General features: G+C 69.5%; 20 protein-coding genes. 6 read left to right on the plus strand and 14 right to left on the minus strand.

Translation table 11 applies throughout. The features are described 5' to 3' along the window. Positions 1 to 22 precede the first annotated feature (22 nt). From A3CE_RS0110060 to iolC, 10 genes are all read right to left on the minus strand, one after another. Positions 23 to 886 carry a sugar phosphate isomerase/epimerase family protein gene (locus A3CE_RS0110060; RefSeq protein ID WP_020639956.1) on the minus strand — a complete coding sequence of 288 codons (864 nt, stop codon included), beginning with the start codon at positions 884 to 886 and terminating at the stop codon, positions 23 to 25. After that, positions 883 to 1,899 carry a Gfo/Idh/MocA family oxidoreductase gene (locus A3CE_RS0110065; RefSeq protein ID WP_026468335.1) on the minus strand — a complete coding sequence of 339 codons (1,017 nt, stop codon included), beginning with the start codon at positions 1,897 to 1,899 and terminating at the stop codon, positions 883 to 885. Before A3CE_RS0110065 ends, A3CE_RS0110060 begins: the two co-directional genes overlap by 4 nt. Positions 1,900 to 1,915: 16 nt before the next feature. Further along, positions 1,916 to 2,257, minus strand: a complete 342-nt coding sequence (locus A3CE_RS0110070; RefSeq protein ID WP_020639958.1) for a universal stress protein — start codon at positions 2,255 to 2,257, stop codon at positions 1,916 to 1,918. Positions 2,258 to 2,259: 2 nt separating this feature from the next. Beyond that, positions 2,260 to 3,705 (minus strand): sugar porter family MFS transporter, encoded by a 1,446-nt coding sequence (locus A3CE_RS0110075; protein WP_020639959.1) that lies wholly within the window; start codon positions 3,703 to 3,705, stop codon positions 2,260 to 2,262. An 88-nt stretch (positions 3,706 to 3,793) separates the two neighbouring features. Then, positions 3,794 to 4,735: a TIM barrel protein gene (locus A3CE_RS0110080; RefSeq protein ID WP_020639960.1), complete on the minus strand. Its 942-nt coding sequence runs from the start codon at positions 4,733 to 4,735 to the stop codon at positions 3,794 to 3,796. A gap of 15 nt (positions 4,736 to 4,750) precedes the next feature. Then, positions 4,751 to 6,235 carry a CoA-acylating methylmalonate-semialdehyde dehydrogenase gene (locus tag A3CE_RS0110085; RefSeq protein ID WP_020639961.1) on the minus strand — a complete coding sequence of 495 codons (1,485 nt, stop codon included), beginning with the start codon at positions 6,233 to 6,235 and terminating at the stop codon, positions 4,751 to 4,753. A 10-nt stretch (positions 6,236 to 6,245) separates the two neighbouring features. After that, positions 6,246 to 8,105 (minus strand): 3D-(3,5/4)-trihydroxycyclohexane-1,2-dione acylhydrolase (decyclizing), encoded by a 1,860-nt coding sequence (gene iolD / locus A3CE_RS0110090; protein ID WP_020639962.1) that lies wholly within the window; start codon positions 8,103 to 8,105, stop codon positions 6,246 to 6,248. Then, on the minus strand, positions 8,102 to 8,923 hold the full coding sequence (gene iolB / locus A3CE_RS0110095) for a 5-deoxy-glucuronate isomerase (protein ID WP_020639963.1): 822 nt from the start codon (positions 8,921 to 8,923) through the stop codon (positions 8,102 to 8,104). Before iolB ends, iolD begins: the two co-directional genes overlap by 4 nt. After that, on the minus strand, positions 8,920 to 9,789 hold the full coding sequence (locus tag A3CE_RS0110100) for a Cgl0159 family (beta/alpha)8-fold protein (RefSeq protein WP_020639964.1): 870 nt from the start codon (positions 9,787 to 9,789) through the stop codon (positions 8,920 to 8,922). The genes iolB and A3CE_RS0110100 overlap by 4 nt, the downstream gene beginning before the upstream one ends. Next, entirely contained in the window at positions 9,782 to 10,735 is a 954-nt protein-coding gene (gene iolC / locus A3CE_RS0110105) for a 5-dehydro-2-deoxygluconokinase (protein WP_020639965.1), read from the minus strand. Before iolC ends, A3CE_RS0110100 begins: the two co-directional genes overlap by 8 nt. A 148-nt stretch (positions 10,736 to 10,883) precedes the next feature. Between iolC and A3CE_RS0110110 the strand changes: the two genes are divergently transcribed. Beyond that, positions 10,884 to 11,900 (plus strand): LacI family DNA-binding transcriptional regulator, encoded by a 1,017-nt coding sequence (locus tag A3CE_RS0110110; protein ID WP_020639966.1) that lies wholly within the window; start codon positions 10,884 to 10,886, stop codon positions 11,898 to 11,900. A 676-nt stretch (positions 11,901 to 12,576) separates the two neighbouring features. Here the strand turns inward: A3CE_RS0110110 and A3CE_RS0110120 are convergent. Further along, positions 12,577 to 14,289 (minus strand): IlvD/Edd family dehydratase, encoded by a 1,713-nt coding sequence (locus A3CE_RS0110120; protein WP_020639968.1) that lies wholly within the window; start codon positions 14,287 to 14,289, stop codon positions 12,577 to 12,579. Positions 14,290 to 14,339: 50 nt separating this feature from the next. Here A3CE_RS0110120 and A3CE_RS0110125 point away from each other — a divergent pair, with 50 nt between their 5' ends. Together A3CE_RS0110125 and A3CE_RS0110130 are read left to right on the plus strand one after the other, a co-directional pair. Then, positions 14,340 to 15,281: an SMP-30/gluconolactonase/LRE family protein gene (locus A3CE_RS0110125; RefSeq protein WP_020639969.1), complete on the plus strand. Its 942-nt coding sequence runs from the start codon at positions 14,340 to 14,342 to the stop codon at positions 15,279 to 15,281. After that, positions 15,278 to 17,395 (plus strand): beta-galactosidase, encoded by a 2,118-nt coding sequence (locus tag A3CE_RS0110130; RefSeq protein WP_211231838.1) that lies wholly within the window; start codon positions 15,278 to 15,280, stop codon positions 17,393 to 17,395. The genes A3CE_RS0110125 and A3CE_RS0110130 overlap by 4 nt, the downstream gene beginning before the upstream one ends. A 67-nt stretch (positions 17,396 to 17,462) precedes the next feature. Here A3CE_RS0110130 and A3CE_RS0110135 read toward each other — a convergent pair whose 3' ends face one another. From A3CE_RS0110135 to uidA, 3 genes are all read right to left on the minus strand, one after another. Continuing rightward, the gene (locus A3CE_RS0110135) at positions 17,463 to 19,286 is read right to left on the minus strand and encodes a PKD domain-containing protein (protein ID WP_211231839.1); all 1,824 of its coding nucleotides are present in this window, start codon (positions 19,284 to 19,286) and stop codon (positions 17,463 to 17,465) included. Positions 19,287 to 19,606: 320 nt separating this feature from the next. Continuing rightward, positions 19,607 to 20,542, minus strand: coding sequence for an alpha/beta hydrolase (locus A3CE_RS50730; protein WP_043790782.1), 936 nt, complete (start codon positions 20,540 to 20,542; stop codon positions 19,607 to 19,609). A 52-nt stretch (positions 20,543 to 20,594) separates the two neighbouring features. Next, entirely contained in the window at positions 20,595 to 22,415 is a 1,821-nt protein-coding gene (gene uidA / locus A3CE_RS0110145; RefSeq protein WP_026468336.1) for a beta-glucuronidase, read from the minus strand. Positions 22,416 to 22,532: 117 nt separating this feature from the next. On the opposite strand from uidA, the gene A3CE_RS0110150 reads away from it, so the two are divergent. From A3CE_RS0110150 to A3CE_RS0110160, 3 genes are read left to right on the plus strand one after another with little or no spacing between them, the layout of a single operon-like run. Then, positions 22,533 to 23,576: a Gfo/Idh/MocA family protein gene (locus A3CE_RS0110150; protein ID WP_211231840.1), complete on the plus strand. Its 1,044-nt coding sequence runs from the start codon at positions 22,533 to 22,535 to the stop codon at positions 23,574 to 23,576. Positions 23,577 to 23,631: 55 nt separating this feature from the next. Continuing rightward, positions 23,632 to 24,975, plus strand: a complete 1,344-nt coding sequence (locus A3CE_RS0110155) for an MFS transporter (protein ID WP_020639975.1) — start codon at positions 23,632 to 23,634, stop codon at positions 24,973 to 24,975. A 4-nt stretch (positions 24,976 to 24,979) separates the two neighbouring features. Beyond that, on the plus strand, positions 24,980 to 26,161 hold the full coding sequence (locus A3CE_RS0110160; RefSeq protein ID WP_020639976.1) for a glycoside hydrolase family 1 protein: 1,182 nt from the start codon (positions 24,980 to 24,982) through the stop codon (positions 26,159 to 26,161). Position 26,162 lies beyond the last annotated feature (1 nt).

Here is a 26,162-nt window from a genome sequence, read left to right on the forward strand (position 1 = left end):
GATCAGCCGGTGTTCACAACGTCTATCCCAGCTCCTTCGTGACCCGGTCGAGCATGAACTTCGACGACTCGACCGCCCGCTCCTCCCAGGCGAAGACACACACCGTGGCGACCCCGTCGAACTCCAGGTCGCGCAGGGTGCCGAAGAAGGCGTCCCAGTCGACTTCGCCCTGGCCGATGTCGAGGTGCTGGTGGATCCGCGCCGGCGTGCCGGGCGGGTTCAGGATGTAGCGCAGTCCTGAGGATCCCTTGTGGTTGAACGAGTCCGCGATATGCAGGTGTGCCAGCTTCGGACCGGCGTAGCGCAGCATCCGGCCGACGTCAGCGCCCGGGTCGGCTCCCGAGAGGTGGAACGTGTGCGGCGCGCAGTACAAGTAGTTCACCCACGGCTTGTTGATCGCCCGGACGAGGTCGACGGCCGGGTCGTTGACCTCGCAGAAGTCGTCCGGGTGGGCTTCGAGGTTCAGGGCAATACCCTCGCGTTCGAAGATCGGCAGCAGCTCCTCCAGCGACCGCCAGAACGCGGCTTCGCTTTCCGCCGCCAGCTCGGGGCGCCCGTTGAACTCGGAGTTCATCAGGTCACAGCCGAGCTCGGCAGTCACCTCGATCATCCGCGTCCAGTACCGGACCGCCGCCTGCCGCTCGGCCTCGTCCGGGCTGGACCACTTGTACAGCGGCAGCACACTGGACAGCGACACGCCGGTTTCGCGAAGTACCTTCTTCAGCTCCGCGACCGTCTCGTCGTCGGCGCGCGGGTGCAGGAAGAACGGCATGAACTCCTCGCGGGGCGACAGCTCGATGTACTCGTAGCCGATGTCGGCGACGGTCCGGACCATCTCGGCCATCGGCAGGTGCCTCAGCATGTACGGGTCAAGGGCGATCTTCACCGGGCACCTCCGGCGTAGAAGGCCGGCCGGTCCTTCATGCCCACGCTCACGATCCGGCCCGACTCCAAGGCCTCCACCGTGGCGTCGGTGATCACGGTGGCGGCGTACCCGTCCCAGGCGGACGGGCCGGGGGGCTCCCCCACCGCGACCGCGTCGACCCACTCCTGGAATTCGACGTCGAAGGCGGTGACGAACCGTTCCCGCCAGTCCTGCGGGACGCCGGTGCGCGTCACGCCCGCGGTCCGGACCGCGGCGCGGGCCGGCTCGGGTAGCCGCGCCAGCCCCTTCTCGCCGACCGCTTCGCACTGGATGTCGTAGCCGTACCGGCAGTTGACGAACACTTCGAGGTCGATCCGGATCCCCGATGCGGTCTCGAACAGCATGATCTGCGGATCGCGCAGCGCCGCGTGCGCATGGCGCGTGCGTCGCGGGGTCAGCACCTGGACGCCGACGATCTCGTCGTCGAGCAGCCAGCGCAGGACGTCGATCTCGTGCACGGCGGTGTCCTGCGCCGCCATGCCGGAATGGTAGGACTCGGGCACCGAGGCGTTGCGGTGCGCGCAGTGCACCATCAGCGGCGCGCCGATCTCCCCGGCATCAAGAATCTTCTTGAGTTCGCGATAGCCGCTGTCGTAGCGGCGCATGAACCCGACTTGCACGAGCCGGCGCCCGGCCGCGATCTCGGCTTCGACGATCCGCAAGCAGTCCTCGGCATCGGTCGCCAGGGGCTTCTCGCAGAACACGGGTTTCCCGGCGGCGACGGCGGCCAGGACGTGTTCGGCGTGCGTCGGGCCCCACGAAGCGACCAGCACTGCGTCCACATCGGACTGTCCGATGAGGTCGGCCGCGGTCGGCACGACGCGGGCCCCCGCCGTGGCCGCGACCTCGCCGGCGCGGGCGGCGTCGAGGTCGGTCACGGCGACGACCTCGGCGCCGGTGACGACGTCGGTCAGGCGCCGGACGTGGTCCCGGCCGATCATACCGGCCCCGATCACACCCACTCGTACGGTCACGAGCGTTTCTCCCTTCTCAGTCGGCCGTCTTGACGGCCAGGACGGGCACGTTCGCCGACAGCAGCAGGTGCTGGGCGACGCTGCCGAGGAGGGCTTTGCCCACCGGTGAGCGGCGTTTCATACCGATGACCAGCAGGTCCACCTCCCCGGCGTGCTGGTCGAGCAGGGCCAGGACGTAGTCGGCGACGTCGGTGTTCGGCGGCCGTTCGAGCACCTTCGCGTCGGCGGGTGCTTCGAGCGGGCTCAGCCGCAGGTTCGCGACCAGCAACGGGGTGCGGCGCAACTCGGCTTCCTCGACCGCGCGGGTCAGGGCGAGGTCGCCTTCTTCGGAATCGGTGACAGCCACGAGGATCGCCACGGTCAGGCTCCCTTTCCAGCGATGGCAGGCTCTCGGGTGAACCGCGTGTGCAGCTCGGTTTCCAGGTTTTCCAGCGATCGGCCCCGGGTTTCCGGGACGACCTTCGCGACGAAGGTGATCGCGCCGACACCGAGGACGACGAAGATGAAGAACGTGTTCGAGATGTGCAGCGCGTCGACCAGCACCGGGAACGTCAGGCCGATCGCGAAGTTGGTCAGCCAGAGAACCAGCCCGCAGATGCCGAACCCGAACCCGCGCAGCTTGAGCGGGAAGATCTCCGACAGCATCAGCCAGGTGACCGGCGAAATGGCGCCTTGCTGGAACGCCAGGAACGTCACGGTCAGCGCCAGCACGACGAACGCGCGGCCCTCACCTGCGGGCAGCAGCAGGGAGAACACGCCGATCAGCAGCAACGCCGTGGTCGTGCCGATCTGCCCGACGATCAGCATCGGCCGCCGGTTGACCTTGCCCAGCAGGTAGATCCCGACGAACGTGGCCAGCACCGAGATGACGCCGTTGGCGATGTTGGCCGTCAGTGCGCCATTGGCGGAGAAGCCGGCGTCCTTCAGGATCTGCGTGCCGTAGTACATGATCGAGTTGACGCCGGTGATCTGCTGGACGATCGCGATCCCGATGCCGACGAACACCAGCCGCCGGATCCACGGGGTCGCCAGATCGCGCAGGCCGCCGGTCTGGGACTTCTTGTCCTCCAGCGCTAGCTGCTCGACCTCCGCCAGCTCGGCCTGCGCCCGCTGCGCCGAGCGGACCTGCTGCAGCACCGCCAGCGCGTCGGCGAAGCGGTCTTTCGACGCGAGCCAGCGCGGGCTCTCCGGCATCGCCAGCATGCCGAACCACAGCACGACCGCCGGCAGGGTCGCGATGACGAGCATCCAGCGCCAGACGCCGCCGGACTCGCCGAAGGCGTTGCCGATGATCGCGTTGAACGTGAAGGCGAGCAGCTGACCGGTGACGATCATCAGCTCGTTCTGGGTGACCAGCCGTCCCCGCCGTTCGGTGGGTGAGATCTCGGCGAGGTAGGTCGGCACGGTGACCGACGCGCCGCCGACGGCCAGGCCGAGGACGAACCGGCCCAGCACCATCACCGCGGTCGTCGGGGCGAGGGTACAGGCCAGCGTGCCGAGCAGGAAGATCACGGCCAGCATGAGGATGTTCTTGCGCCGGCCGCGCCGGTCGGACAGCCGCCCGCCGACGACCGCGCCGAGCGCGGCGCCGAGCAGCAGCGAACTGGTGACCAGGCCCTCGGTGAACGGGGTGAGCCCGAGGTCGGTGGCCATGTAGGGCAGGGCGCCGTTGATCACGCCGGTGTCGTAGCCGAAGAGCAGGCCACCGAAGGTGGCGATGATCGTGACCAGCCGGAGCCGGCGCCCGTGCGGGCCTTTCGTGTCGAGTGGAACCGTCACCGGCGTCGTTGCGTGGACGTGTGCCATGGTTTTCTCCTGGTGCAGGAGGGGTGCGCCGGTCCCCACCGGCGCGTATCTGTGTGTGTCCCTGTGGATCCCTGGTGCGTCGGGTGCTTCAGCGGGCGGCGGGCCGTTTGCGGCCGGAGAGGCCGCACCCGGCCAGGTACTCGCGGGTGCGCACGGCGATCGGCAGCGGCACCTCGGCGGCACAGGGGTAGAGGTCCTGCTCGACGATGACGAACAGTTCCGCGTCCAGTGTGGACAGTGCGTCGACGATCGACGCGGGATCGGGCACGCCGGCGGGTGGCTCGACGCAGACGCCGCGCTTCACCGCTTCCCCGAACGACAGGTTCTCGGCGGCGACCTGGTCGAGGACCGCCGGGTCCATCTGCTTGATGTGGACGTACCCGACGCGCTTGCCGAAGCGGCGGATCAGGTCGAGGTTGTCGCCTCCGCCGTAGGCGACGTGCCCGGTGTCGAGGCACAGGTTCGCGTAGCGGGAGTCGGTCTCGTTGAGGAACCGCTCGATCTCCGGCTGGGTCTGGATGTGACTGTCGGCGTGCGGGTGCAGGCACAGCCGGACGTCGTACTCCTCCAGCAGGATCCGGCCCAGCTCGTTCGCCCGGCCGCCCAGGGAGTTCCACTGCTCGGCGGACAGCTGCGGGCCTTCGGTGTATTCGCCGGTCTTCTCATCGCGGTACATCGGCGGGATGAACACCAGGTGGTGCGCGCCGGCCGCGGCGGTCAGCTCGGCGACGCGGCGGGTCTCGGCGAGCATCGTCTCCCACGCTTCCGGGCGGTGCAACGCGCCGAAGGTGGTGCCTCCGGAGACCTGCAGGCCGCGGACGGACAGCGCATCGGCCAGTTCGCGGGGCTCGGTCGGCAGGTAGCCGTAGGGGCCGAGCTCCAGCCAGGTGTAACCGGCGGTGACGAGCTCGTCGAGGAAGCGGGTGTAGGGCACCTGGTGGTCGTCTTCGGGGAACCAGACGCCCCAGGAGTCGGGCGCGGAGCCGAGGCAGAGGTTGCCGGCGACGGTGCGTGCGGACGTCGTTGTCACGGGGAGGGGTCCCTTCTAGGACGAGGTCGGGAAGTGGAAGGCGGCTTCGACGGACTGGGTGACGCGCGGCCACCGGGTCGTGACGACCTTGGGGCGGGTGTAGAAGCGGACGCCTTCGGGGCCGTGGATCGGGCTGTCGCCGATGAGGGAGTCCTTCCAGCCGCCGAAGGAGTAGTAGGACATCGGGACCGGGATCGGCACGTTGACGCCGATCATCCCGACGCGCACCTCGCGCTGGAACCGGCGCGCGGCCTCACCGCTGGAGGTGAACAGCGCGGTCCCGTTGCCGTACGGGTTGGCGTTGATCAGGGCGATCGCGTCGTCGAGGGACTCGGCGCGCACGACCGCGAGCACCGGGCCGAAGACCTCGTCGCGGTAGACGTCCATCGACGGGCGGACGTGGTCGATTAGCGACGGCCCGGTGAAGAAGCCGTCCCCCTCGACGGGCAGGTCGCGGCCGTCGACGACCACGATGGCGCCCTGTGCGGCGGCGGTGGCGATGGCGTTCTCGACGCGGTCCTTGGCCGCGGCCGTGATGACCGGGCCCATCTCGCTGGCCGGGTCGTCACCGGGGCCGACCTTGATCTCGCGGGCCTTGCGGGCCAACGTCGCGACCAGCGCGTCCGCCGCCTCGCCGACCGCGACGGCGACCGAGATCGCCATGCACCGCTGCCCGGCCGAGCCGAACGCGGCGGCGATGAGGTGGCCGGCGGCGAATTCGAGGTCGGCGTCGGGTAGCACGACCGCGTGGTTCTTCGCACCGCCCAGTGCCTGGACGCGCTTGCCGGTGGCGGTGGCTCGCTCGTGGACGTACTTCGCGATCGGCGTCGAGCCGACGAAGGAGACCGCCGCGATGTCCGGGTGGCCAAGGATCGCGTCGACGGCGGCCTTGTCGCCGTGCACGACGTTGAAGACGCCGTCGGGCAGGCCGGCTTCGGCGTAGAGCTCGGCGACAAGGTTCGACGCCGACGGGACGCGCTCGCTCGGCTTGAGCACGAAGGTGTTGCCGGTGGCGATGGCCATCGGGTGCATCCAGAACGGCACCATCACCGGGAAGTTGAACGGCGTGATCCCGGCGCACACGCCCAGGGGCTGGCGGAAGCTGAGCACGTCGACGTCGCGGGAGACCTGGTCGGAGAAGCCGCCCTTGAGCGCGTCGGCAATGCCGCACGCGTATTCGACGACTTCGCGGCCGCGGACGATCTCGCCACGGGCGTCGTCGATCACCTTGCCGTGCTCGGCCGAGATGATCTTCGCCAGGTCGGTCTCGTGCTTCACCAGCAGCTCACGGAAGGTGAACAGGATCCGGGTGCGCTGGGAAAGTGACGAAGTAGCCCACGACTCGAACGCCTTGCCCGCCGCGGCGACAGCGCTGTCCACTTCGGACCGTCCGGCCAGCAGGACCTCGGCCTGCTGGAGTCCGGTCGCCGGGTCGTACACCGGCGCCGCCCGGCCGGAACCGGCGGCGGTTCCGTTGATCCGGTGTTCGATGGTCTTCACGCTGATTCTCCTAGAGGTAGTGCCGCTGGCCGCGCTTGGCGGCGGCGTAGTCTTCGCGGGCCTTGCGGGTGGTGTCCAGTTCGGACACCTCGCTCACCGGGACGTCCCACCAGCCGGATCCCGGCGGATTCGGGCCGTAGAGGTCGGTTTCCACGTGCACGACGGTGGTCTCGCGGCCCGCCTTGGCCCGGGTCATTGCGGTCCGGAATTCATCCACTGTGGACGCGCTCAGCACGTTCGCGCCGAGGCTGGCGGCGTTGGCCGCCAGGTCGACGGGGAGCACACCGCCGTCGAGCCGGCCGGTGTCGCCGCGGTAGCGGTACTGCGTGCCGAACCGTTGTGACCCCAGGGACTCCGATAGCGCGCCGATCGAGGCGAACCCGTGGTTCTGGACGACCACGACGATCACCTTGAGCCCCTCGGACACCATGGTGACCAGCTCCTGGGCCATCATGAGGTAGGAGCCGTCTCCGACGAGGACGACGACCTCGCGGTCCGGTGCCGCCAGCTTGACCCCGAGCCCGGCCGCGACCTCGTAGCCCATACAGGAGTAGGCGTATTCGACGTTATACGCTTTGGGGTCGCGGGCGCGCCAGAGCATCTGGAGGTCGCCGGGGAGTGAACCGGCCGCATTGATCACGACGTCGAGGTCGTCCAGGACGTCGTGGAGCGCGCCGAGGATCTCCGTCTGCGCGGGCAGGGGCTGGTGGCCGAGAGAGAAACAAGCGTCGGTGGTGCGGCGCCAGTCGTCCGCCAGCAGTCGGACCCGGGTGCGGTAGCCGTTGTCGACCTGCCAGCCGTCGAGGGCGGCGTGCAGGCCTTCGATGCCGAGGCGGGCGTCGGCCTGCACGGGGATCGCCGAATGCTTGACCGCGTCGAGGCGCGTGACGTTGAGGTTGACGAACACCGGGTCGCCGAACGCGGTGTGGCTCGCGGTGGTGAAGTCGCTATAGCGGGTGCCGATGCCGAGCACGACGTCGGCTTCGGCGGCAAGGGCGTTCGCGGACGCGGTGCCGGTCGAGCCGATCCCGCCGACCGCGCACGGGTGATCCCACGGCACCGCGCCCTTGCCCGCATGGGTGTCGGCAACCGGGATGCCGGTGGCCGCGGCGAACGCGCGCAGCTGCTCGGTGGCCTGCGAGTAGACGACCCCTCCCCCGGCGACGATCAGCGGTTTCCGGGCGTTCCGCAGTGCCTCGGCGGCGCGGGCGAGCACGTCCGGCTCGGGAAGCGGACGCCCGATGTGCCAGACGCGGCGGCGGAAGAACTCCTCCGGCCAGTCGAAAGCCTCGGCCTGGACGTCCTGAGGCAGGCAGAGCGTTACGGCGCCGGTCTCGGCCGGGTCGGTGAGCACCCGCATCGCCGCGAGCGCGGCGGGGATGAGCTGCTCGGGCCGGGTGATCCGGTCGAAGTACTTCGACACCGGGCGGAACGCGTCGTTGACGGTGACGTCTCCGGCGCGCGGGTCCTCCAGCTGCTGGAGCACCGGATCTGGGCCGCGGCGGGCGAACATGTCGCTGGGCAGCAGCAGCACCGGCAGGCGGTTGGTGGTGGCCAGCGCGGCGCCGGTGATCATGTTGGTGGAGCCGGGGCCGGTGGACGCGGTGCAGGCGAAGGTCGCCAGCCGGTCGCGCGTCTTGGTGTACGCGGCGGCAGCGTGGACCATGCCCTGCTCGTTGCGCGCCAGGTAGTATGGCAGGTCGGCTTCGCCGGTTTCGGCGGCTTGCAGCAGTGCCTGGCCGATCCCGGCGACGTTGCCGTGGCCGAAGATGCCGAAGCAGCCGGGGATCAGGCGGTGTTCGACGCCGTCGCGCTCGCTGTACTGGACGGCCAGGAACCGGACGAGTGCCTGGGCAGTGGTCAGCCTCATCGGGCGCTCCCCCAGCTCTCGCGGACCCAAGCGTGCGCCGGGTCGTCGGTGATCAGCCACGCCCGGTCCGGTCCGGGGCCGGCCATGACGTTGAGGTAGTAGAGGTCGTAACCCGGCGCGGCCATCGACGGGCCGTGCCAGCCGTGCGGCACGAGCACCACGTCGCCGGAGCGGACCTCGGCGAGCACGTCGATGGGCCGGTCGTCGGTGCCGTACACGCGCTGGTAGCCCATGCCGCCGCCGTCGACCTCGAAGTAGTAGATCTCCTCTAGCTCGCGTTCGTGGTCGCCGTGTTCGTCGTGCTTGTGCGGTGGGTAGGACGACCAGTGGCCACCGGGGGTGAGCACTTCGCAGACCAGGAGCCGGTCGGCGTCGAACGTGGCCGGCAGGCAGTAGTTGTGCACCTCACGGGCGCAGGTTCCGACGCCCCGGGCTTCGCGGGGGACGTTCGTTGCCGGGCCGTACCGCGCGGGAAGCCGCTTCTCGCACCGCGCGGATGGCAGCGCGAAGCGGCCGCCTTCGTCGCTGGTGATCGTCGCGCGGGCGTCCCGCGGGAGGTAGGCGAAGTCGGTGACGCCGTCGAAGACGCCGGTGCGGCCGGTCAGCTCGAACGTCTCGCCGTCGCAGCTCACCCGGGCGCTGCCGGACAGCGGGAGCACGAGGTGTTCGGCGTCGCCGGTCGCGATCGTCGCCGACCCGCCGGAAGGCAGATCGAGGATCCGCAAGCCGGAGAAGCCCCAGCCGGCGGACTCCGGCGTGACGACGGTCGGGAAAGGACCGTCGCTCGTGGACAGCGCGGGCAGGTGGTGCTTGTTCACAGCAGGCTCACCGCCCGGTCGACCGCGCCGGCGACGTCGCCGGAGGCCGGGTAGAGCAGCGAACGGCCGACGACCAGCCCCTGCACGGTCGGCTGGGCCAGCGCTTCCCGCCAGGCGGTGAAGGCGGCTTCGGCGTCGGCGACCTCGCCACCGAGCAGCAGCACCGGCAGCGTCGAGGAGGCCAGCACTCGCGGCATGTCATCCACCACCGGCAGTTTGAGCCAGGTATAGGCGGTGCGCCTGCCGAGACCGGAAGCGATGGTGATCGACTTGATCACCGCATCCGGGGTGAGGTCGTTGCGGACCCGGCCGTTGTCCCAGCGGGACAGGAACGGCTCGACCATCGCGATCAGGGCGCGGTCGTTCAGCCCGTCGATCGCGTGGGCCGAGTTCTCCAGCGCCGCCGCGGTCGCCGGGTCCTCCAGCGCGATGCGGGTGAGCATCTTGCCGCCGTCGAAACCGAGCGAGGCGATCGTCTCGGCGTCGTAACCGGTGAAACGGTCGTCGATCTCGAACGCCGAGCCGGCCAGGCCGCCCCGGTTCATCGAGCCGAACACGCTCTTGCCGTCGAGGACGCCGCGCAGCAGCAGGTCCTCGAGGATGTCGGCGGTGCCGAGCACCCCGGTGACGCCGGGCCGTTCGAGCGCGAGGCACAGACGGTCGAGCAGCTCACCGCGGTCGGCCATCGCGGCCGGGTCGCCGCCGACGGCGTTCACGCCGCGGGCCGGGTGGTCGGCGGCGATGATCATGGCCCGGCCGTGGTCGCCGAGCACGGACTTCGCCCTGACCCGCTTGGCCGCGGCCTCGGTGATCGCGCCCGGGTCCTGGACGCGAGCGGTGACGATCCGGCGGACACGCTCAGACACGGGTGGCCTCCGCGAGCTTGGCGAGCACCTGGGCTTCGGTGGGCATGGCATCGGCGCAGGACAGCTCACCGGCGACGTGCGCGCCGGCGGCGTTGGCGAACTCGATCGCGCGGCGGGTGTCCCAACCGGAGAGCAGGCCGTGGCAGAGCGCGCCACCGAAGGCGTCCCCGGCGCCGAGACCGTTGACCACCTCGACCGGCACGGGCGGGACCTCGACGGCGCCGTCGTCGTCGACGGCCAGGACGCCGCGCGGGCCCTGCTTCACCACCGCGAGCGAGACTCCCTTGCCGCGCAAGGCTTTCGCGGCCTCGCGGGGGTCGCGCAGACCGACCGCGGTCTCACACTCGTCGAGGTTCCCGGCCGTGACGGTGACCTGGCCGAGCGCTTCGCCGACCCAGTACCGGGCCTCATCGCGCGAGATCCAGAACATCGGCCGGTAGTCGAGGTCGAGCACGGTGACGCCGCGGCGGCCGCGGGCCTCCAGCGCGGCGAGGGTCGCGGTGCGGCTGGGTTCCTGGCTCAGCCCGGTGACGGTCACCCAGAAGACGTCCGCGGCCCGGATGGCGTCGAAGTCCAACTCGCCCGGCGTCAGGTCGAGGTCCGGCGCCTTGGGGGCGCGGTAGAAATAGAGCGGGAAGTCGTCCGGCGGGAAGATCTCGCAGAACGTCACCGGGGTGGGCAGGTCCGCCGACTCACCGAGGAAGCGGTCCGAAACGCCGTAGCCGGTCAGGGCCTTGCGGACGAACCGGCCGAAGGGGTCGGCGCCGACCTTGGTGATCACGGCCGACCGGCGGCCGTGGCGCGCCGCGGCGACCGCCACGTTGGTCGCGCTGCCGCCCAGGAACTTGCCGAACAACGTGACGTCCTCCAGCCCGACACCGATCTGCCGCGGGTAGACGTCCACCCCCACCCGGCCCATGGTCAGCACCTCGAACTGCCGTTCCACCTGCGCACCTCCGCCGCACCGCGGTCACTGTCGCGCTCTACTAGCGCGCTCTAGTGGCAGGAACTATGCTGTCCTCGGCCGCCGGATGTCAAGGGCCTGGAAGAATCGGCCCGGCAGATCCGGCCAACGGAGCAGAGGCGGAGCGGACGTGCACGACGGCGAACCCACGAGCAGGTCGGCGAAGCCGACGATGGCCGACGTCGCCGCGAAAGTCGGTGTCTCCCGAGCGCTCGTCTCGCTGGTGTTCCGCGGCCAGCCCGGCGCCAGCCAGGAAACCCGGGACCGCGTGTTCGCCGCCGCCGAAGAGCTCGGATACCGCCCCGACAACGCCGCCCGGCTGCTTGCCCGCGGGCGCAGCCGGACACTGGGCGTGATGGTCACCGTGCACCAGTCGTTTCAGGCCGACCTGGTCGAAGGCATCTACCCCGAGGCCGAGCGGCTCGGCTACGACGTGCTGCTGTCGGCGACCGCGCCGAGCCGCGACGAGGCCAAAGCCGTCGAAGCACTGCTGAGCCACCGGTGCGAAGCCCTGATCCTGCTCGGCCCGAACGCCGACCGCGCGGCCCTCGACGCACTGGGCCGGCGCGCCGTCACCGCCGTGGTGGGGCGCCGGCTACCGGGCGCGCTGGTGGACAGCGTGCACACCGCCGACACCAAGGGGATCCGGCAGGCTGTCGACCACCTGGTGGAGCTCGGGCACCGCCACATCGTGCACGTCGACGGCGGCAAGGAACCGGGTTCCGCCGACCGCCGCCGGGCCTACCGCGCGGCCGTGCGGCGGCACGGGCTGCCCGACCGCGTTCTGCCCGGCGCGCATGACGAAGAAGCGGGCATGGCCGCGGCCCGGCTACTGCTCACCGAAGACACCCTGCCGACCGCAGTCCTCGCCGGTAACGACCGCTGTGCGATCGGGCTCATGCACACCCTCGGCCGAGCGGGGCTGGAGTTCCCCCGCGACATCTCGATCGTCGGGTTCGACGACAACCACCTGTCGCACCTGTCGCACATCGACCTCACCACCGTCCACCAGGACGCCGCCGGCCTCGCCCAAGCCGCGGTCCACGCCGTCACCGACCGGCTCGAAAACGAATCCCGAGCCCCCGCGGAGATCGTCCTGGACCCGAAACTCGTCGTCCGCGGAACAACCGGCCCACCGGCCCGCTGAGCGCGGTGGTCATCGCTTCGCCGAGGTCGAACTCCGTACGGCGAGTGACAGCAATGTCGAAAGTGCGGTCGCAGAGGGTCCCGCCGGCCGTTCGTTCGCACGCCTCACGCGAGGTGACCTTCCATGTCACGCCAACCGGCCTGCGGGTGACCACCCGATGTCGACCACGAGCTCGCCACCGTCGTCGTATCGACCGAGGTCGGCCGCGACCTCGACACCGTTCGGCATCCGCAGCCTCACTGTCGCCCCCTCCGGGGACTGTGGATCAACGGTGAGCCGATCAAACTCCGCGGCGCCGCCGACGTCCCGCCGGTGCCGCTGCTGACGAAGGCCACTTCCTCTGGAACATCCTGTTCGACCCCCTTGAGATCTTCGACCTCAAAGACACCATCGGCCTCACGGAGGCGCAGATCAGCCACCGCCTCGTGGCGGCGTACTGCGGCAGCCTCCGTGGTTGGACACTCGAAGGTGAGAACGACAGCTGAGCACGGCCACCGCTGCGGTCTGATCCACCGAGCACCACGGCGACGGCGACCACCACGCGCCTCAACGGTCGCCCCTCGCCGCAAATCGACCAATTTGCAGGTCGCGACCGAGTCCTGCCGCCGCGCTTCAACTGCTGACCATAACTTGGGTATCGCCGTTATGCGTTGGTGCTTCAGCACCGCAGCGCGGATCAGTGGGATTCGCGGCTCACCTGCGAGCCACTGGAGCCGAGCAGGAAGTCCAGATCCGCTCCCGTGTCAGCCTGCAGCACGTGCTCGACGTAGAGCCTTTCCCAGCCGCGCTGTGGAGTAGCGAAACCGGCCACCGCGGCCTCGGCTGGGGTGCGGGCGGCCAGCTCACTGTCCGGAAGGTCGACGTCGATTCGCCTGGCCTTGACGTCGAGGCTGATGATGTCGCCGGTCCGGATCAGCGCGAGTGGGCCACCCGCGGCGGCTTCGGGGGCGACATGCAGGACCACGGTGCCGTAGGCGGTGCCGCTCATGCGGCCGTCGCAAACCCGGACCATGTCCCGGACACCCTGTTCCAGCAGTTTCTTGGGCAGTGGCAGGTTGGCGACTTCGGGCATGCCGGGGTAGCCCTTGGGGCCGCAGCCACGCAGCACCAGCACCGAGTCGGCGTCCACGTCCAGGCCGGGGTCGTCGATGCGGGCGTGGAAGTCCTCGATGGAGTCGAAGACCACGGCCGGGCCGCGGTGCTGCAGCAGGTGCGGTGACGCGGCGGCCGGCTTGATCAGGGCGCCGTCCGGGGCGAGGTTGCCGCGCAGCACGGCGATGCCGCCGTGCTCGACGAGTGGCTTCGCACGGGTGCGGATGACTTCGGTGTCCCAGATCGGGGCGTCGTCGAGGAAGGAGACCAGCGGCTTGCCGGTGACGGTCAGCGCCTCGGGGTCGAGCAGGTCGGCGACCTCGCGCAGCACGGCGCGCAGGCCGCCGGCGCGGTGGAAGTCGTCCATGAGGAACCGGCCGGCGGGCAGCAGGTCGGCCAGCACGGGCACCCGTGAGCCGATGCGGTCGAAATCCGCCAGCGTCAGCTCGATGCCGAGGCGCCCGGCGATCGCCAGCAGGTGGACCACGGCGTTGGTGGACCCGCCGATGGCGGCCAGCGCGACGATGGCGTTTCGGAACGAGCCGCTCGTCAAGAACGTGCTCGGCCGGCGGTCGGCGGCGACCATCTCGACGGCCAGGCGTCCGGTGCCGTGGGCCGCCTCCAGCAGACGGCTGTCCGGGGCGGGCGTGCCGGCGACGCCGGGCACCACGGTGCCGAGGGCTTCGGCGACGAGCGCCATGGTGGAGGCGGTGCCCATGGTGTTGCAGTGGCCGCGGCTGCGGATCATCGCCGACTCGGAGCGGGTGAAGTCGGCCGCCGAGAGAACGCCGGCCCGCACCTCCTCCGACAACCGCCACACATCGGTACCACAGCCCAGCGGCTTGCCGCGGAAAGTGCCGGTGAGCATCGGGCCGCCCGGAACGACCACCGCGGGCAGGTCGACCGAGGCAGCGGCCATGAGCAGCGACGGAATCGTCTTGTCACAGCCGCCCAGCAGCACCACTCCGTCGACGGGGTTGGCCCGCAGCATCTCCTCGGTCGCCATCGCGGCCATGTTGCGCCACAGCATCGCGGTCGGCCGCACCTGCGTCTCGCCCAGCGACACCACCGGCAGCTCCAGCGGGATGCCCCCCGCCTCGTAGACGCCGTTCTTCACCGACTGCGCGATCTCGTTCAGGTGCGCGTTGCACGGGGTCAGGTCCGAAGCGGTGTTGGCGATGGCGATCTGCGGACGACCGGTGAACGCGTCACCGGGCACGCCGCGGCGCATCCACGCCCGGTGGATGTAGGCGTTGCGGCCTTGCCCTTCGTACCACTGCGCGCTGCGAAGCCCCATGAGCGACCGCCTTCCGATAATCGAATCATTGGTCTAACATCCGGAACATCATGAAGAATAGGCGCACCCTCGCCGCGGCGACAGGCTCGGCCTACCAGCTCGCCGAAGGCCCCGTCTGGGACCCGATCCGACACCGGCTGCTGTGGGTGGACATCCTCGGCGGCGCCGTGCTCGAAGGCACCCTCGACGACGGCCGCATCGAGGTCACCACCCGGCACGCCTTCGACGAGATGGTCGGCGCGGTGGCCGTGGCCGAAGACGGCACGCTCCTCGTGGCCGCGCAGGAAAACTTCGTCCTCATCCACCCCGACCGGACCCGCGAATCCGGGCCACGCATCGTTCCCGCGGGCGAGTCGCGCCGGCTCAACGACGGCGGCACCGACCCCGCCGGGCGCTTCCTCGTCGGCACCCTGGCCTTGGCCGGGGCGTCCGAAAGCGAGGTGCTGGTCCGCTGGGAGCACGACGGCCGCCTCACCGAGCTCGACGCCGACCTGACCCTGTCCAACGGCCTCGCCTGGTCAGCTGACGGCACCCGGATGTACAGCGTCGACACGCTGCGCGGCACCGTGTTCGTCCGCGGCTACGACCCGCGGACCGGCGCGGTCGGCCGGCGGCAGGTACACCTGCGGCTCGACGACGGCTCCCCCGACGGGATCGCCCTCGATGCCGCCGACCACTTGTGGGTGGCGGTGTGGGGAGCCGGCGAAGTCCGCCGGTACTCCCCCGACGGCACCGTGGCAGAACGCCTCGCCGTTCCCGCGCCGCACACCTCCTGCGTCGCCTTCGCCGGCGATGACCTGCGCACCCTCGTCATCACCACCGCCACCAACGGACTGAGCGACCGGCAGCGCCGAGCCCATCCGGACTCCGGGCGGCTGTTCACCATGCGCGTCGACACCCCCGGTCTGCCCGTTCCCGCCTGGGTACCACCCACCACTCCAGGGCGAGCTGCGCGCTTCGCCACCCTCCGCCCAGATCAGGAGTTTCCGTGACGATCCCTTCGCGCTTACCCCGCCGTGTCTTGTTCGGGGCCGCGTACTACGCCGAGTACCAGCGCGGTGACCGTCTGGCCGACGATTTCGCACTGATGGCCGCGGCCGGGTTCACCGTCATCCGCGTCGGCGAGTCGGTGTGGTCGACCTGGGAGCCCGAAGACGGCCGGTTCGAACTCGACTGGCTGCAGCCGATCCTCGACCTCGCCCACGAACACGGCATCTCCGTCATCCTCGGCACCCCGACCTACGCGGTCCCACCGTGGCTCGCGCGCCGGTACCCCGAGATCGCCGGTGAAACCGCGACCGGGCAACGGATCGGCTGGGGTGGACGGCAGGAGGTCGACTTCACCCACGCCGCCTTCCGGTTCCACGCCGAGCGGGTCGTCCGCGCCATCCTCGGCCGCTACGCCGATCACCCCGCGGTGATCGGCTTCCAGGTCGACAACGAACCCGGCCTGCACCTGCTCCACAACCACGGAGTGTTCCAACGTTTCGTCGAGCACCTACGCCAGCACTACGGCGACGTGGCGACGCTCAACGAGGCCTGGGGCCTCGTCTACTGGTCCCATCGGCTGTCCGACTGGTCCGACCTGTGGGTACCTGACGGCAGCATCCAGCCGCAGTACGACCTCGCCTGGCGCCGCTTCCAAGGCGAGCTGACGACCGAGTTCATCGACTGGCAGGCCGGAATCGCGCGCGGCTACGCCCATCCGGGCCAGTTCGTCACCACCTGCATCGACTACGGCCGGCCGGCGATGGACGACGAACAGGTGTCCCGGGGACTGGACATCACTTCGGGCAACGCCTACTACGACATGCAGGACGGACTGCTGCTGCCACAAGAAGAGCAGACTGCACAGACGTGGCCTCCGTCAGGCGTGTGGGCGCTTTATCTCATCGCCGACCGCATGTACGCGTCGCGTCAAGCACCGTTCCTGGTGACCGAGACCAACGCCTCCTCCATCGGCGCCACCTGGCACAACAAACCCGGCTACGACGGGCAGTGGCGGCAAGCGGCCTGGGCGCTGGTCGCACGCGGCGCCAGGATGGTCGAGTACTGGCACTGGCACACCCTCCAGTTCGGCACCGAGACGTACTGGGGTGGCGTCCTGCCGCACAGCAACGTGCCCGGCCGCGTGTACCACGAGATCGCAAAGCTCGGTGCCGAGTTCGCGTCCGCGGGCGACCTCGTCGCCGACCTCACGCCCGGCACCGACGTGGCGATGCTGTACTCGACACCCAGCAAGTGGCTGATGGAAAAGCATCCACCACTGGCCACCGCGGACGGCGGCCCGCACCCCGGCGCCTACCACCGGATCTTCGACGCGTTCTACAAGGGCGCCTTCGACGCCCGCCTGTCCACCCGGATCGTCCACGTCCCGCAGGTGATCGACGGCACGCCCGACGGACAGCCAGTGGACGCGGCCGAGTTCGCCACGCGGCAGCCGCTGCTCGTCGTCGCGGGCTGCTACCTGGCCGACGAGCGCCTGCTCGGCTGGCTCGCCGCGTACGCCGATGCAGGTGGACACCTCATCCTCGGCCCGCGCACCGGCTACGCCGACACCGAAGGCCGTGCCCGCGCCGAAATCGCCCCCGCGAAGCTGACCGAATACGCCGGAGTGTCCTACGGCGAATACAGCAACCTCACCACGAACGTCCCGCTGGTGAGCACTCCGGACAGCGAACTGCGGCTGGGCCCCGACGCCGAAGCGACAGCCTGGGCCGACCTCCTGGTGGCCACCGATGCCAGCGTCCTCGCCACCTACGACCACCCGCACTTCGGGCGGTGGGCTGCCGCGACCACCCGCCCGCACGGCAACGGCCGCATCACCTGCGTGGGCACCGTCCCCGGCTCCGCATTCGCGCGAGCGCTGTTCGAGTGGGCACGCCCCCGGACATCAGCCTGGACTCGGCTACCGGCCACGGTGACCGTCACCAGCGCGACCAGCCGGGACGGCCGGCGGGTGCACATCATCCACAACTGGTCCTGGGAAGCACAAACCGTCGAAGCGCCCATCGACCTCGAGAACGTGCTTGCGGGCTCAAAGGTCAGCTCCGGCAGCACCATCGAACTGGGCGCTTGGGACGTCGTCGTCGCCGTCGAGACGTGACAACACCCCGGCAACGAGGCTCCGGGTCGCCGTCCTGGCCGCCCGGAGGCCTCGTCGTCGGCTGTGGCTAATGGACCACCACGCGGACCTGTCCCAGGTTCTGAACATCGGCGAACGGCGCGGCCGGGTTTCCGGCACGGTTCGCGGTCACCCGCAGCGCCACGATGTAGGTGCCGGGTGCGGTGTAGGTGTGCGTCGCTGAAAGCTCCACACAATCCCGCGGCGGGCCCGATGGCCGACGCTCGAACACGCCGTCACCGGTGAAGTCCCATTCGGCCGACACCACCTTGCCTGCCCCCGGCGGCACCTGGGCCAGCGCCTTGAACGCGACGGGCCGGCCCGCGGTGACGTCGATCCTGGTGCCACCGCCCGCCGTGAGATCGACCACCGGCTGGATACCCCGGCGCTCCTGGGCGGTCGCCGGCACCCGGATCTGGCTGTCCGCCATGGTGTACTGCGTCGATCGTGCCGGCACCACACCCCGTTCCGCCCAGGCGCTCACATCACGCAGCGCCTGCTCCAGGATGCCTCCGTAGCCGACCAGGCCGGGCAAGTGCGCCCCGATGTGGTCGGCGTGGTCGTTGAACCAGACGCGGAACATGCTGTCGTAACGGTTGCCGAGGGCCTGCTTCGCCTGGCTCGCGTACCAGTCGGCGTCCCACGGGTAGGCATCGGTGTCCAGCAGGTTGGCGACCACGATGACCTTCGCGGTGATCTTGCCGGTGAACGTGCCGCCGCCGCTGACGTTGCGCGAGATCATCGGACCCACTTCGACCGGACGCTGCGGGTAGATCGGCTGCCCCGCGGCATCGCGGAACTGGTCCCAGGCGTGAAAACCCGGCCGCGTCGGAACCTGGTAGCGGTGGTAAGCCAGCAGCGCGAGGGACCACCGGTTGTCCATGCGCAGCTTGGCGCCTTCGGCCAGCGCGTCGAGCACGTCGGGCGGATTGCCGCCGCCGATGGTGAACACCTTCGTCGCCGGGTCCAGGGTGCCGGTGAGCGTCCCGGCCTTCGTCGTACCATCCGGCCGGTAGACGGTGAAGTCGAGGAGAAGGTTGGCCGGGTTCGCCGGGACGCCGTCGAGGACCAGACTTGTCGGCCGGCTCTGCGGGTCCCGGTTGACCTTGGTGACGGTGGCCGGATAGTCGATCCGCGCGGAGCGGAACAGATCACCCAGCGGCGACCGCTCGGTGCCGAGATAGCCCGCCTTGCCCCAGAAGTCGTCCGCGTACGCCGGATCCAGGGCACGCACGGTGCTCGCGAATCCGAGCAGCCCCTGGGGGTCGTCCATGCCGAGAACGTACCGGTAGTTCGCCCAAGCCCGAAGCGGGATTCCCATCTTCGTCACCTCGGTGAGCACCGCCCGTTCCACTCCGGACAGACCGGCACCGGGGTTCCCCGATCCACCGGGCTTCACCGCGTCCGCGATCCGCGGCGCCTTCGTGCCCAGTACCAGCCGGGCGAAGGCGCGCACGAAGAAGTTGTTCGGAATGGCCTCGGGCGTCCCGGGAATGAACGGCACCGCGCCGTCCCAGACCCCGGTGGTGTTTTCGATCGCGCCGATCGCCTGGTACGACCCGCCGCTGCCGCCGTAGAGGTAACCGAAGATCCGCCGCGACGTCCCGTAGTAGCGCGCCGCGACCTGCTTCGAGAACTTGGCTGCGGCCGCGTCGACCCGGTACCCGGTGCTGCCGTTCGTCTGTACCCGGTAGGCGCCGCTGTCCGCAGCAAACGCGATGTCGTCGTCGGTCGCGTTCTCGTTCTGCAACGGATAGACCACTTGGAAGAACCGGCCGTCCCAGCGTGCCTTGGGCGGCAGGTAGAAGGTGAACCGGGAACCGGTCCCGTCGAAGTGCCCGGAAACCTTGTGATGGGGAACCGGGCTGGTCACGTCTTGCTCGCTGTCGACGACCGGCTTGCCGTACTGCTGATCGACGCAGTCGGCGGTTACCTGTATCGGCCCACCCGGCTGTGATGGTGCACACTCCGGTGGCGGCTGCGCCGCCGCAGCGGTGCCCGAACTCAGTGACCCGCCGAGCACGATGGTCACGCCCGCCACTACCGTTCCGAGCCGGACGCGACGACGACTCGTCCTTGGTGGTGGTACATATCGTCCCAAAAGGGTGGCAGTCACCATTGATCGCCTCATTTTCCTGTGACAACAATTGAAATACTCGAAGTGAATTTCTGTCGTGGACGCCGATCGCGGCCTCAGGCGGCTATGTACTGGGCCAACTCGGTCAACGTGGCGTGTACCTCGGGTACGAGCGGGGTCATGCCCAGGTGGCCATGGACCATTCCTCGCGCGAGATATACCTCGAGTTCGGCTCCGCACGCGCGCGCCCGCGCCGCGAATGCTTCACCCGACGCACGAAGGTCGTCGTACTCGTTGACGACCAGCAGACCCGGCGGCAGGGAGCCCAGATCGCGATGGTCGACCGAAAGGTACGGCGTGTCCGTCCGCTTTCCGCGGTAGACGCCGAAGAAGTAACCCATGGTGCTGCTCTGGATCCGGGCGCCACGAGGCAGGGTACGGGTCTTCGCCAGCACCTCGGGCGACTCGGGAAGACGGTCGTGCAACGCGGGATAGACGAGCAGCAGCCGCGCCGGCGGTGCGACACCGCGGTCGATCAACTCGAGCGTAGCCGACACGGCCAGGCTCCCGCCCGCCGAAGCGCCGCCCAGGGCGAGCCGCGCCGGGTCGGCGCCCCACCGCCGGCTCCGCGCGCGAACCCACTCGTACGCAGCAAGGACGTCCTGATGCGGGATCGGGTACGTCGTCGTGTTCCCGTCCGCGAGGTGGTAGTCGACCGAAACCACCAGGGCGCCGGCGCGATGGCACAGCTCACGGCACACCAGGTCGCCCTCGTTCATGTCCAGGCTGCCACCGAGGAAGCCGCCGCCGTGCGCCCAGACCAGTCCCGGCCCCCGCACTCCGACGCGGGGCCGGTACAGGCGCACGCGCACCGGGCCGTGAGGGCCGTGCACGTCCTCCTCGGTCACGGTGACCGCCGGGGGCGCGTAGTCACGATCGTCCAGCGACCCCTCGAGAATCCGCTTTCGCTGCAACGGATCCTTGAGCAGTTCCTCGATCGACACGTCCGGCACCGTCGCGAGACGGTGTGCCACATAGGGATCGAGAGACATGCAGCGATGCTAGACACCGAACAGGATATAGTCCATACTTCGGATCAAAGTTTCAATTATTGGAATCAATCTGCCCCGTAGAATCCTGCGCCGCCGGTTTACGGCTCCCGACGCGAGTCCAACGAGCTCGGAGGACGTGGGCGGCCGCCTTGGGCTCCCGCGTTCGCGTGAAGACGCCCTTCTTGTTTCCGTCGACCCGGTGGATGCCGTTCGTGGTGCGGAAGTCGGCGAAGTTCCACACGTGCTCACCGACCACACCCTCGACCCGGTCGAAGACCCGGTGGTGCATCTCGAAGAACGCCACCTGGTATTCCTCCGTCCACGGGATGTCCCACACCGAGTGCAGGCCGGGCAGGGTATCGGCGCCGTATTCGCTCATGATGATCGGCTTGCCGAACTTGCCCGCCCAGCCGGTGAGATCGCCCTCGAGGTACCGCTCGGCGGTCACGAGGTCGCCGTTGGCGACGTACCAGCCGTGGTAGCGGTTGAGGCAGACGACGTCGAACAGGTCGGCGATGCGATCGTCGCGGTAACTCGCCAACATGACGTTCGCATAGGTCACCGGCCGCGTCGGGTCGAGTTCGCGGGTCAGCCGCACGAGCGGTTCGAAGTACTCACGCGCACCGTCCTCGTGCGACGACGGCTCGTTGGCTATGCACCACATCACCACACTGGGGTGGTTCTTGTCCCGGGCGATCAGCTCGCGGATCGCTTGCGCGTGCGCGTTGCGGGTCTTGTCGTTCATCGTCTCCGGCGAGAACGTGGGCCGTTTCGGTCCGTTGGCCAAGCCCCCCTCGACGGCGAGGTTGAGCCCGACCGCCGCCGTCTCGTCGATGACGACGACGCCGTGCCGGTCGGCGAACTCGAGCACCTCCTCCGCGTACGGGTAGTGCGAGGTGCGGAACGAGTTGGCGCCGATCCACTCCAGCAACTGGAAATCGTGCACGAGGTAGGCACTGTCGTGGCCCTTGCCCCGCACCGCGGTGTCCTCGTGCTTGCCGAAGCCGGTGAAGTAGAACGGCGCGCCGTTGATGAGGAACTCGCTTCCCCGCACCTCGACGGTACGCACGCCGACCGCCACCGGATACGTGTCGGCCACGGTGTCACCATCGACCACCTCGACGATCAGCTCGTACAGGTAAGCCGCCCCCGGCTGCCACAACCGGACGTCGGGCACGCGCAGCACACCTCGCGTGCCCGAGGCGCTCGCCACCTCGGCCAGGGCGGCGTCGAGCAGCCGGACGCGCAGCTCGGCGGGCGCGCTCGTCGCCACCGTGTAGCCGACGACTCCGGTGGAACCGTCCACGTCGGTCACGACGGTGACGTCCGTGACCCGTACCGAGGGGGCACTGTACAGCCACACCGAACGCGCTAGTCCGCCGTAGTTGTAGAAGTCGTGCAGGTACTTCTGCTGCCGGCGGCCGTCTTCGGTCACCGTGATCGAGCCAGGCGGGATCGTGGTGCCGGTCAGTTCGTTGCTCACCGCGATCGTCAGCCGGAACTCGCCGCCGGCGGTGACCACCTCGGTGATGTCGGCCTCGAACGGTGTGTAGCCACCCGCGTGCTCGGCCACCAGCTCGTCCCCGACGTAGACCCGGCCGGCGTGCGTCGCGGCGTCCACGCGCACGAAGATGCGGTCGCCCGCCCACCCTCGCGGCACCCGCACCGACCGCTGATACCACACCCAGCCGACGTGATCGCGCACCGCCGGATCGACGAACAGATCATTGAAGCTGGCCGGTACGGCCGCCTCCAACGTGCTGTCGAGCGTGGCACGCCACGGTTCGTCGCCGGCGGCGCCATCGAGGGCGAACCGCCACAGCCCGTCAAGCGAGAGCAGCTCACGGGTCGCGGTGGCCTTGGCCTTCAGCATCATCTCTCCCTTACCCCGGGCCCGGCAGCAGCGCCGGCCCTCTCCGCGAAGTGCTACTTTTCGAGCCTAGCCGAAAATAGCAACACGATGCTAGATTGGCCGCGACGGGAGGTCCGGATGGCGATACCACGGAGAATGCCGCGTCCCGGCGACCAAGCGCCGGGCTTCACCATCGGCGTCCTGGGCGCCGCGAAGATCGTCAAGGAGGCACTGCTGGCTCCCGCGGCCATTGTCGACGGTGTCGAGGTCGACGCGATCGCGGCCAGGAACGTCGGCCGCGCCGAGGCTTACGCCGCAGAGCACGGCATTGCCCGGGTGCTGCCTTCCTATGAACACGTGCTCGACGATCCCGGCATCGACGCCGTCTACCTGCCGGCCCCGAGCGCGCTGCACGGGTACTGGATGCGCCGCGCGCTCGACGCCGGCAAACACGTCCTGTGCGAAAAACCGTTCACTGCCAACGCCGGAGAGTCGGCTGAGATCGCGGAGCTGGCCGAGGACACCGGTCTCGTCGTCATGGAGGCGTTCCACTCCCGGCACCATCCGATGTGGACCCGGCTGACCGAGATCGTCGGCTCCGGTGCGCTCGGGGAGATCCACGAGGCCAGTGCCCGGTTCTGTGTGACACACCTCGATGCCGGGGCCATCCAGTGGCAACGGGAGCTGGGCGGCGGCGCGTTGCTGGATCTCGGGTGCTATCCCGTGCACCTGCTTCGTTTCCTGTTCGGCGAACCGCGGGTCACCGCGGCACGAGCACGCGACATCGATGGTGTCGACGCGTCGATGAAAGCAGAACTCGCCTTCCCTGGCTCCGTGTCCGGTCACGTCGAGGCGAGCATGTGGGCCGAGGACGCCCGCGGGGCGGAACTCCGGGTCACCGGATCCGCGGGGGTGCTGCACGTGCGGATGCCGTACCACCCGCACTTCCACGGCCTGATCACCCTTACCACCGAGGAAGAAGTGCTCACCGAGCCGGGCAACCCGCGCACCACCTACAGCTTCCAGCTGGAGAGGTTCCGCGATGCCGTCCGTGACGGCGCGCCCGTCGTCACGGACGCGCGCGAAGCCACCGCAAGAATGCATGTCATCGACGCGATCTACCGCGCGGCCGGCATGCAGCCCAGGGAACCGCTGAATCCGGAGAATCCTTCGGCCACCTGAGGACGAACGACGGCCTGTTCCCGCGCCGGCGCTGACTGATCAAGGAGGATCACCGATGCCGCACCCGGAGCCCACCAGCCCGATCCCCGCCGCCCTCCCGCCGCCCACAGAGGCGAAGGAGCGGCCCTGGCTCGGCTCTTCACCCGGCACGGCCGACGCGGACCTGCCGAAGGTCAGCCCGCGATACGTCTTCCTGCTGGTGCTCGCGAGCCTCGGCACTTGGATGGCCTACGTCGCCCCGATGTCCTACTCGCTCACGATCAGGCTCCACCAGATCGCGCCGGGGCATGCCGAGTACCTCGGCTACCTCACCGGTATCGGCGGTGTGGTATCGCTCGTGCTCAATCCGTTCGTCGGCGTGCTGTCCGACCGCACTCGATCGAGGCTCGGACGGCGGCGTCCCTATCTCATCGCGGGCACGCTTGCCGGCCTCGCGGCGCTGCTGGTGCTGGCCGTCGCCCCGAACGTGGCCCTGCTCGGCGCCGGCTGGGTGCTGGCGGTGATCGGCTGGCAGACCGTCATGGCCGCGATCACCACGCTCCAGGCCGACAAACTACCCGAGCACCAGCGCGGCAAGGTCTCCGGAATCACCGGGCTCGCGCAGATGGTGGCATCGGCACTGGGAGTCGCCGTCGCGACCACGCTGGTGGGCAACAATCTTCTTCTGCTGCTGGTGCCGGGGCTGATCGGACTGCTGCTGGTCCTGCCGCTGGCGGTCCGGCCCCAGGACCCCGACGGCCGGACGATCACGCTGCCCGAAGACAAGATCGGCATCCGGCTGCTGTTCGCCAAGTACCTGTTCGACCCGCGACGGCACCGCGACTTCGCATGGAACTGGCTCGGCCGGTTCGTCTTCTACATCGGCATGACCTTCAACACCACCTATCTGGCCTTCTTCCTGGCGCAACGACTCGGTGTCTCCGTGGAGCGCATCGGTGGCACCATCACGGCCATCTCGGGTGCGGGCGTACTGGCCACGATGCTCGGCGCGCTCGCCGGCGGCATACTGTCGGACCGGCTCCGGCGGCGGCGCCTGTTCGTCCTGTTGTCGGGTCTCCTCTTCTGCGTCGGCGCTCTCCTCATGGTGAGCTCACCCAGCTTCGCCGTTCTCGTCGCCGGTTCGGCGTTGACGAGCCTGGCGCTGGGCATGTTCTCCGCCGTGGACCAAGCCGTGGTCCTGGACGTGCTGCCCAGCCGCGCCGAGGCCGGCCGGTTCATCGGCATCGTCAACTACGCACAGCAGATCCCGCACGCCGTCGCCCCACTCGCCGCCTCCGTGCTGCTCGGCATCGGCGCGGCCGGGGACGAGAAGAACTACAGCGTGCTCTACCTCGCCGGTGGGGCGCTCACTCTGATCGGAGGACTCATCGTCATGGTCAAGGTCAAGGGAAGCCGGTGACAGCGTGACCGAACTGCCGGCCGGATTCCTGTGGGGCGCGTCGACGGCGGCGCACCAGATCGAAGGCAACAACGTCAACAGCGACTGGTGGGTGCGGGAGCAGCGGATCCCGCAGCTGGACCGCAGCGGGGACGCCTGCGACAGCTACCACCGGTACGCCGAGGACATGCGGCTGCTTGCCGAGGTGGGCTTGACCGCCTACCGGTTCAGCGTCGAATGGGCACGCATCGAGCCGGCGGAGGGCCACATCTCACGCGCGGAGCTGACCCACTACCGGCGCATGATCACCACCGCGCTGGAGCTGGGACTGACGCCGGTGGTGACGCTGCACCATTTCACCCATCCCCGCTGGTTCGCCGAGGACGGCGGGTGGATGGGCCCGAACGCGATCGACCGCTTCCGCCGGTACGTCGAGGCCGTGTCGTCCATTTTGGACGACGTGAACTGGGTGTGCACGGTGAACGAGCCGAACATGCTCGCCGTCATCGTGGGGCTCGCCGCGCAGTACGCGCACAGCCCCACCGTCGACCGGGAACGACCGCGGGTGCTGCCGTCGCCGGACCCCGAGATCGGGCGGCGCCTCGTCGCAGCGCATCACGCGGCGCGCGAGATCCTGAAGGACCGCACTCGAGCCGCTGTCGGGTGGGCGGTCGCCTGCCAGGCGTTCACAGCCGTACCGGAGAACGAGGCGAAGCTGGCCGAGGTGCGGTACGTCTACGAGGACCTGTATCTCGAGGCCTCGCGCGACGACGACTTCATCGGGGTGCAGGCGTACCGGAGCCGTGAGGTCGACGCCCGTGGCATCGTCCCGCACTCGCCGAGCCCCGACGACACGCTGACCGGGTGGGCGTACCGTCCCGACGCACTCGGCATCGCGGTGCGGCACGCGTGGCAGGTCACCGGCGGCGTCCCGGTCCTGGTCACCGAGAACGGGATCGCGACCGCCGACGACAGCCGTCGCATCGCCTACACCTCGGAGGCACTGCGGCACCTGTTCGCGGCGATCGACGACGGCGTCGACGTGCGCGGCTACCTGCATTGGTCCGCGTTGGACAACTACGAATGGGGTGACTGGAAGCCCACCTTCGGCCTGATCGCGGTCGACCGGGAGACCTTCGCCCGCACCCCGAAACCGAGCCTGGCCTGGCTGGGGGAACGCGCCCGGAAAGGGACACTTGAGGACTGAG

The sequence above is a fragment of the Amycolatopsis balhimycina FH 1894 genome (assembly GCF_000384295.1).
Classification (GTDB): Bacteria; Actinomycetota; Actinomycetes; order Mycobacteriales; family Pseudonocardiaceae; genus Amycolatopsis; species Amycolatopsis balhimycina.

Coding starts and splice junctions, on each gene's coding strand:
- A3CE_RS0110075 (WP_020639959.1), bottom strand. CDS start 3,705: ATGGCACACGTCCACGCAACGACGCCGGTGACGGTTCCACTCGACACG.
- iolD (WP_020639962.1), bottom strand. CDS start 8,105: ATGAGGCTGACCACTGCCCAGGCACTCGTCCGGTTCCTGGCCGTCCAG.
- A3CE_RS0110120 (WP_020639968.1), bottom strand. CDS start 14,289: ATGGGGCTTCGCAGCGCGCAGTGGTACGAAGGGCAAGGCCGCAACGCC.
- A3CE_RS0110125 (WP_020639969.1), top strand. CDS start 14,340: ATGAAGAATAGGCGCACCCTCGCCGCGGCGACAGGCTCGGCCTACCAG.
- A3CE_RS50730 (WP_043790782.1), bottom strand. CDS start 20,542: ATGTCTCTCGATCCCTATGTGGCACACCGTCTCGCGACGGTGCCGGAC.
- uidA (WP_026468336.1), bottom strand. CDS start 22,415: ATGCTGAAGGCCAAGGCCACCGCGACCCGTGAGCTGCTCTCGCTTGAC.
- A3CE_RS0110150 (WP_211231840.1), top strand. CDS start 22,533: ATGGCGATACCACGGAGAATGCCGCGTCCCGGCGACCAAGCGCCGGGC.
- A3CE_RS0110155 (WP_020639975.1), top strand. CDS start 23,632: ATGCCGCACCCGGAGCCCACCAGCCCGATCCCCGCCGCCCTCCCGCCG.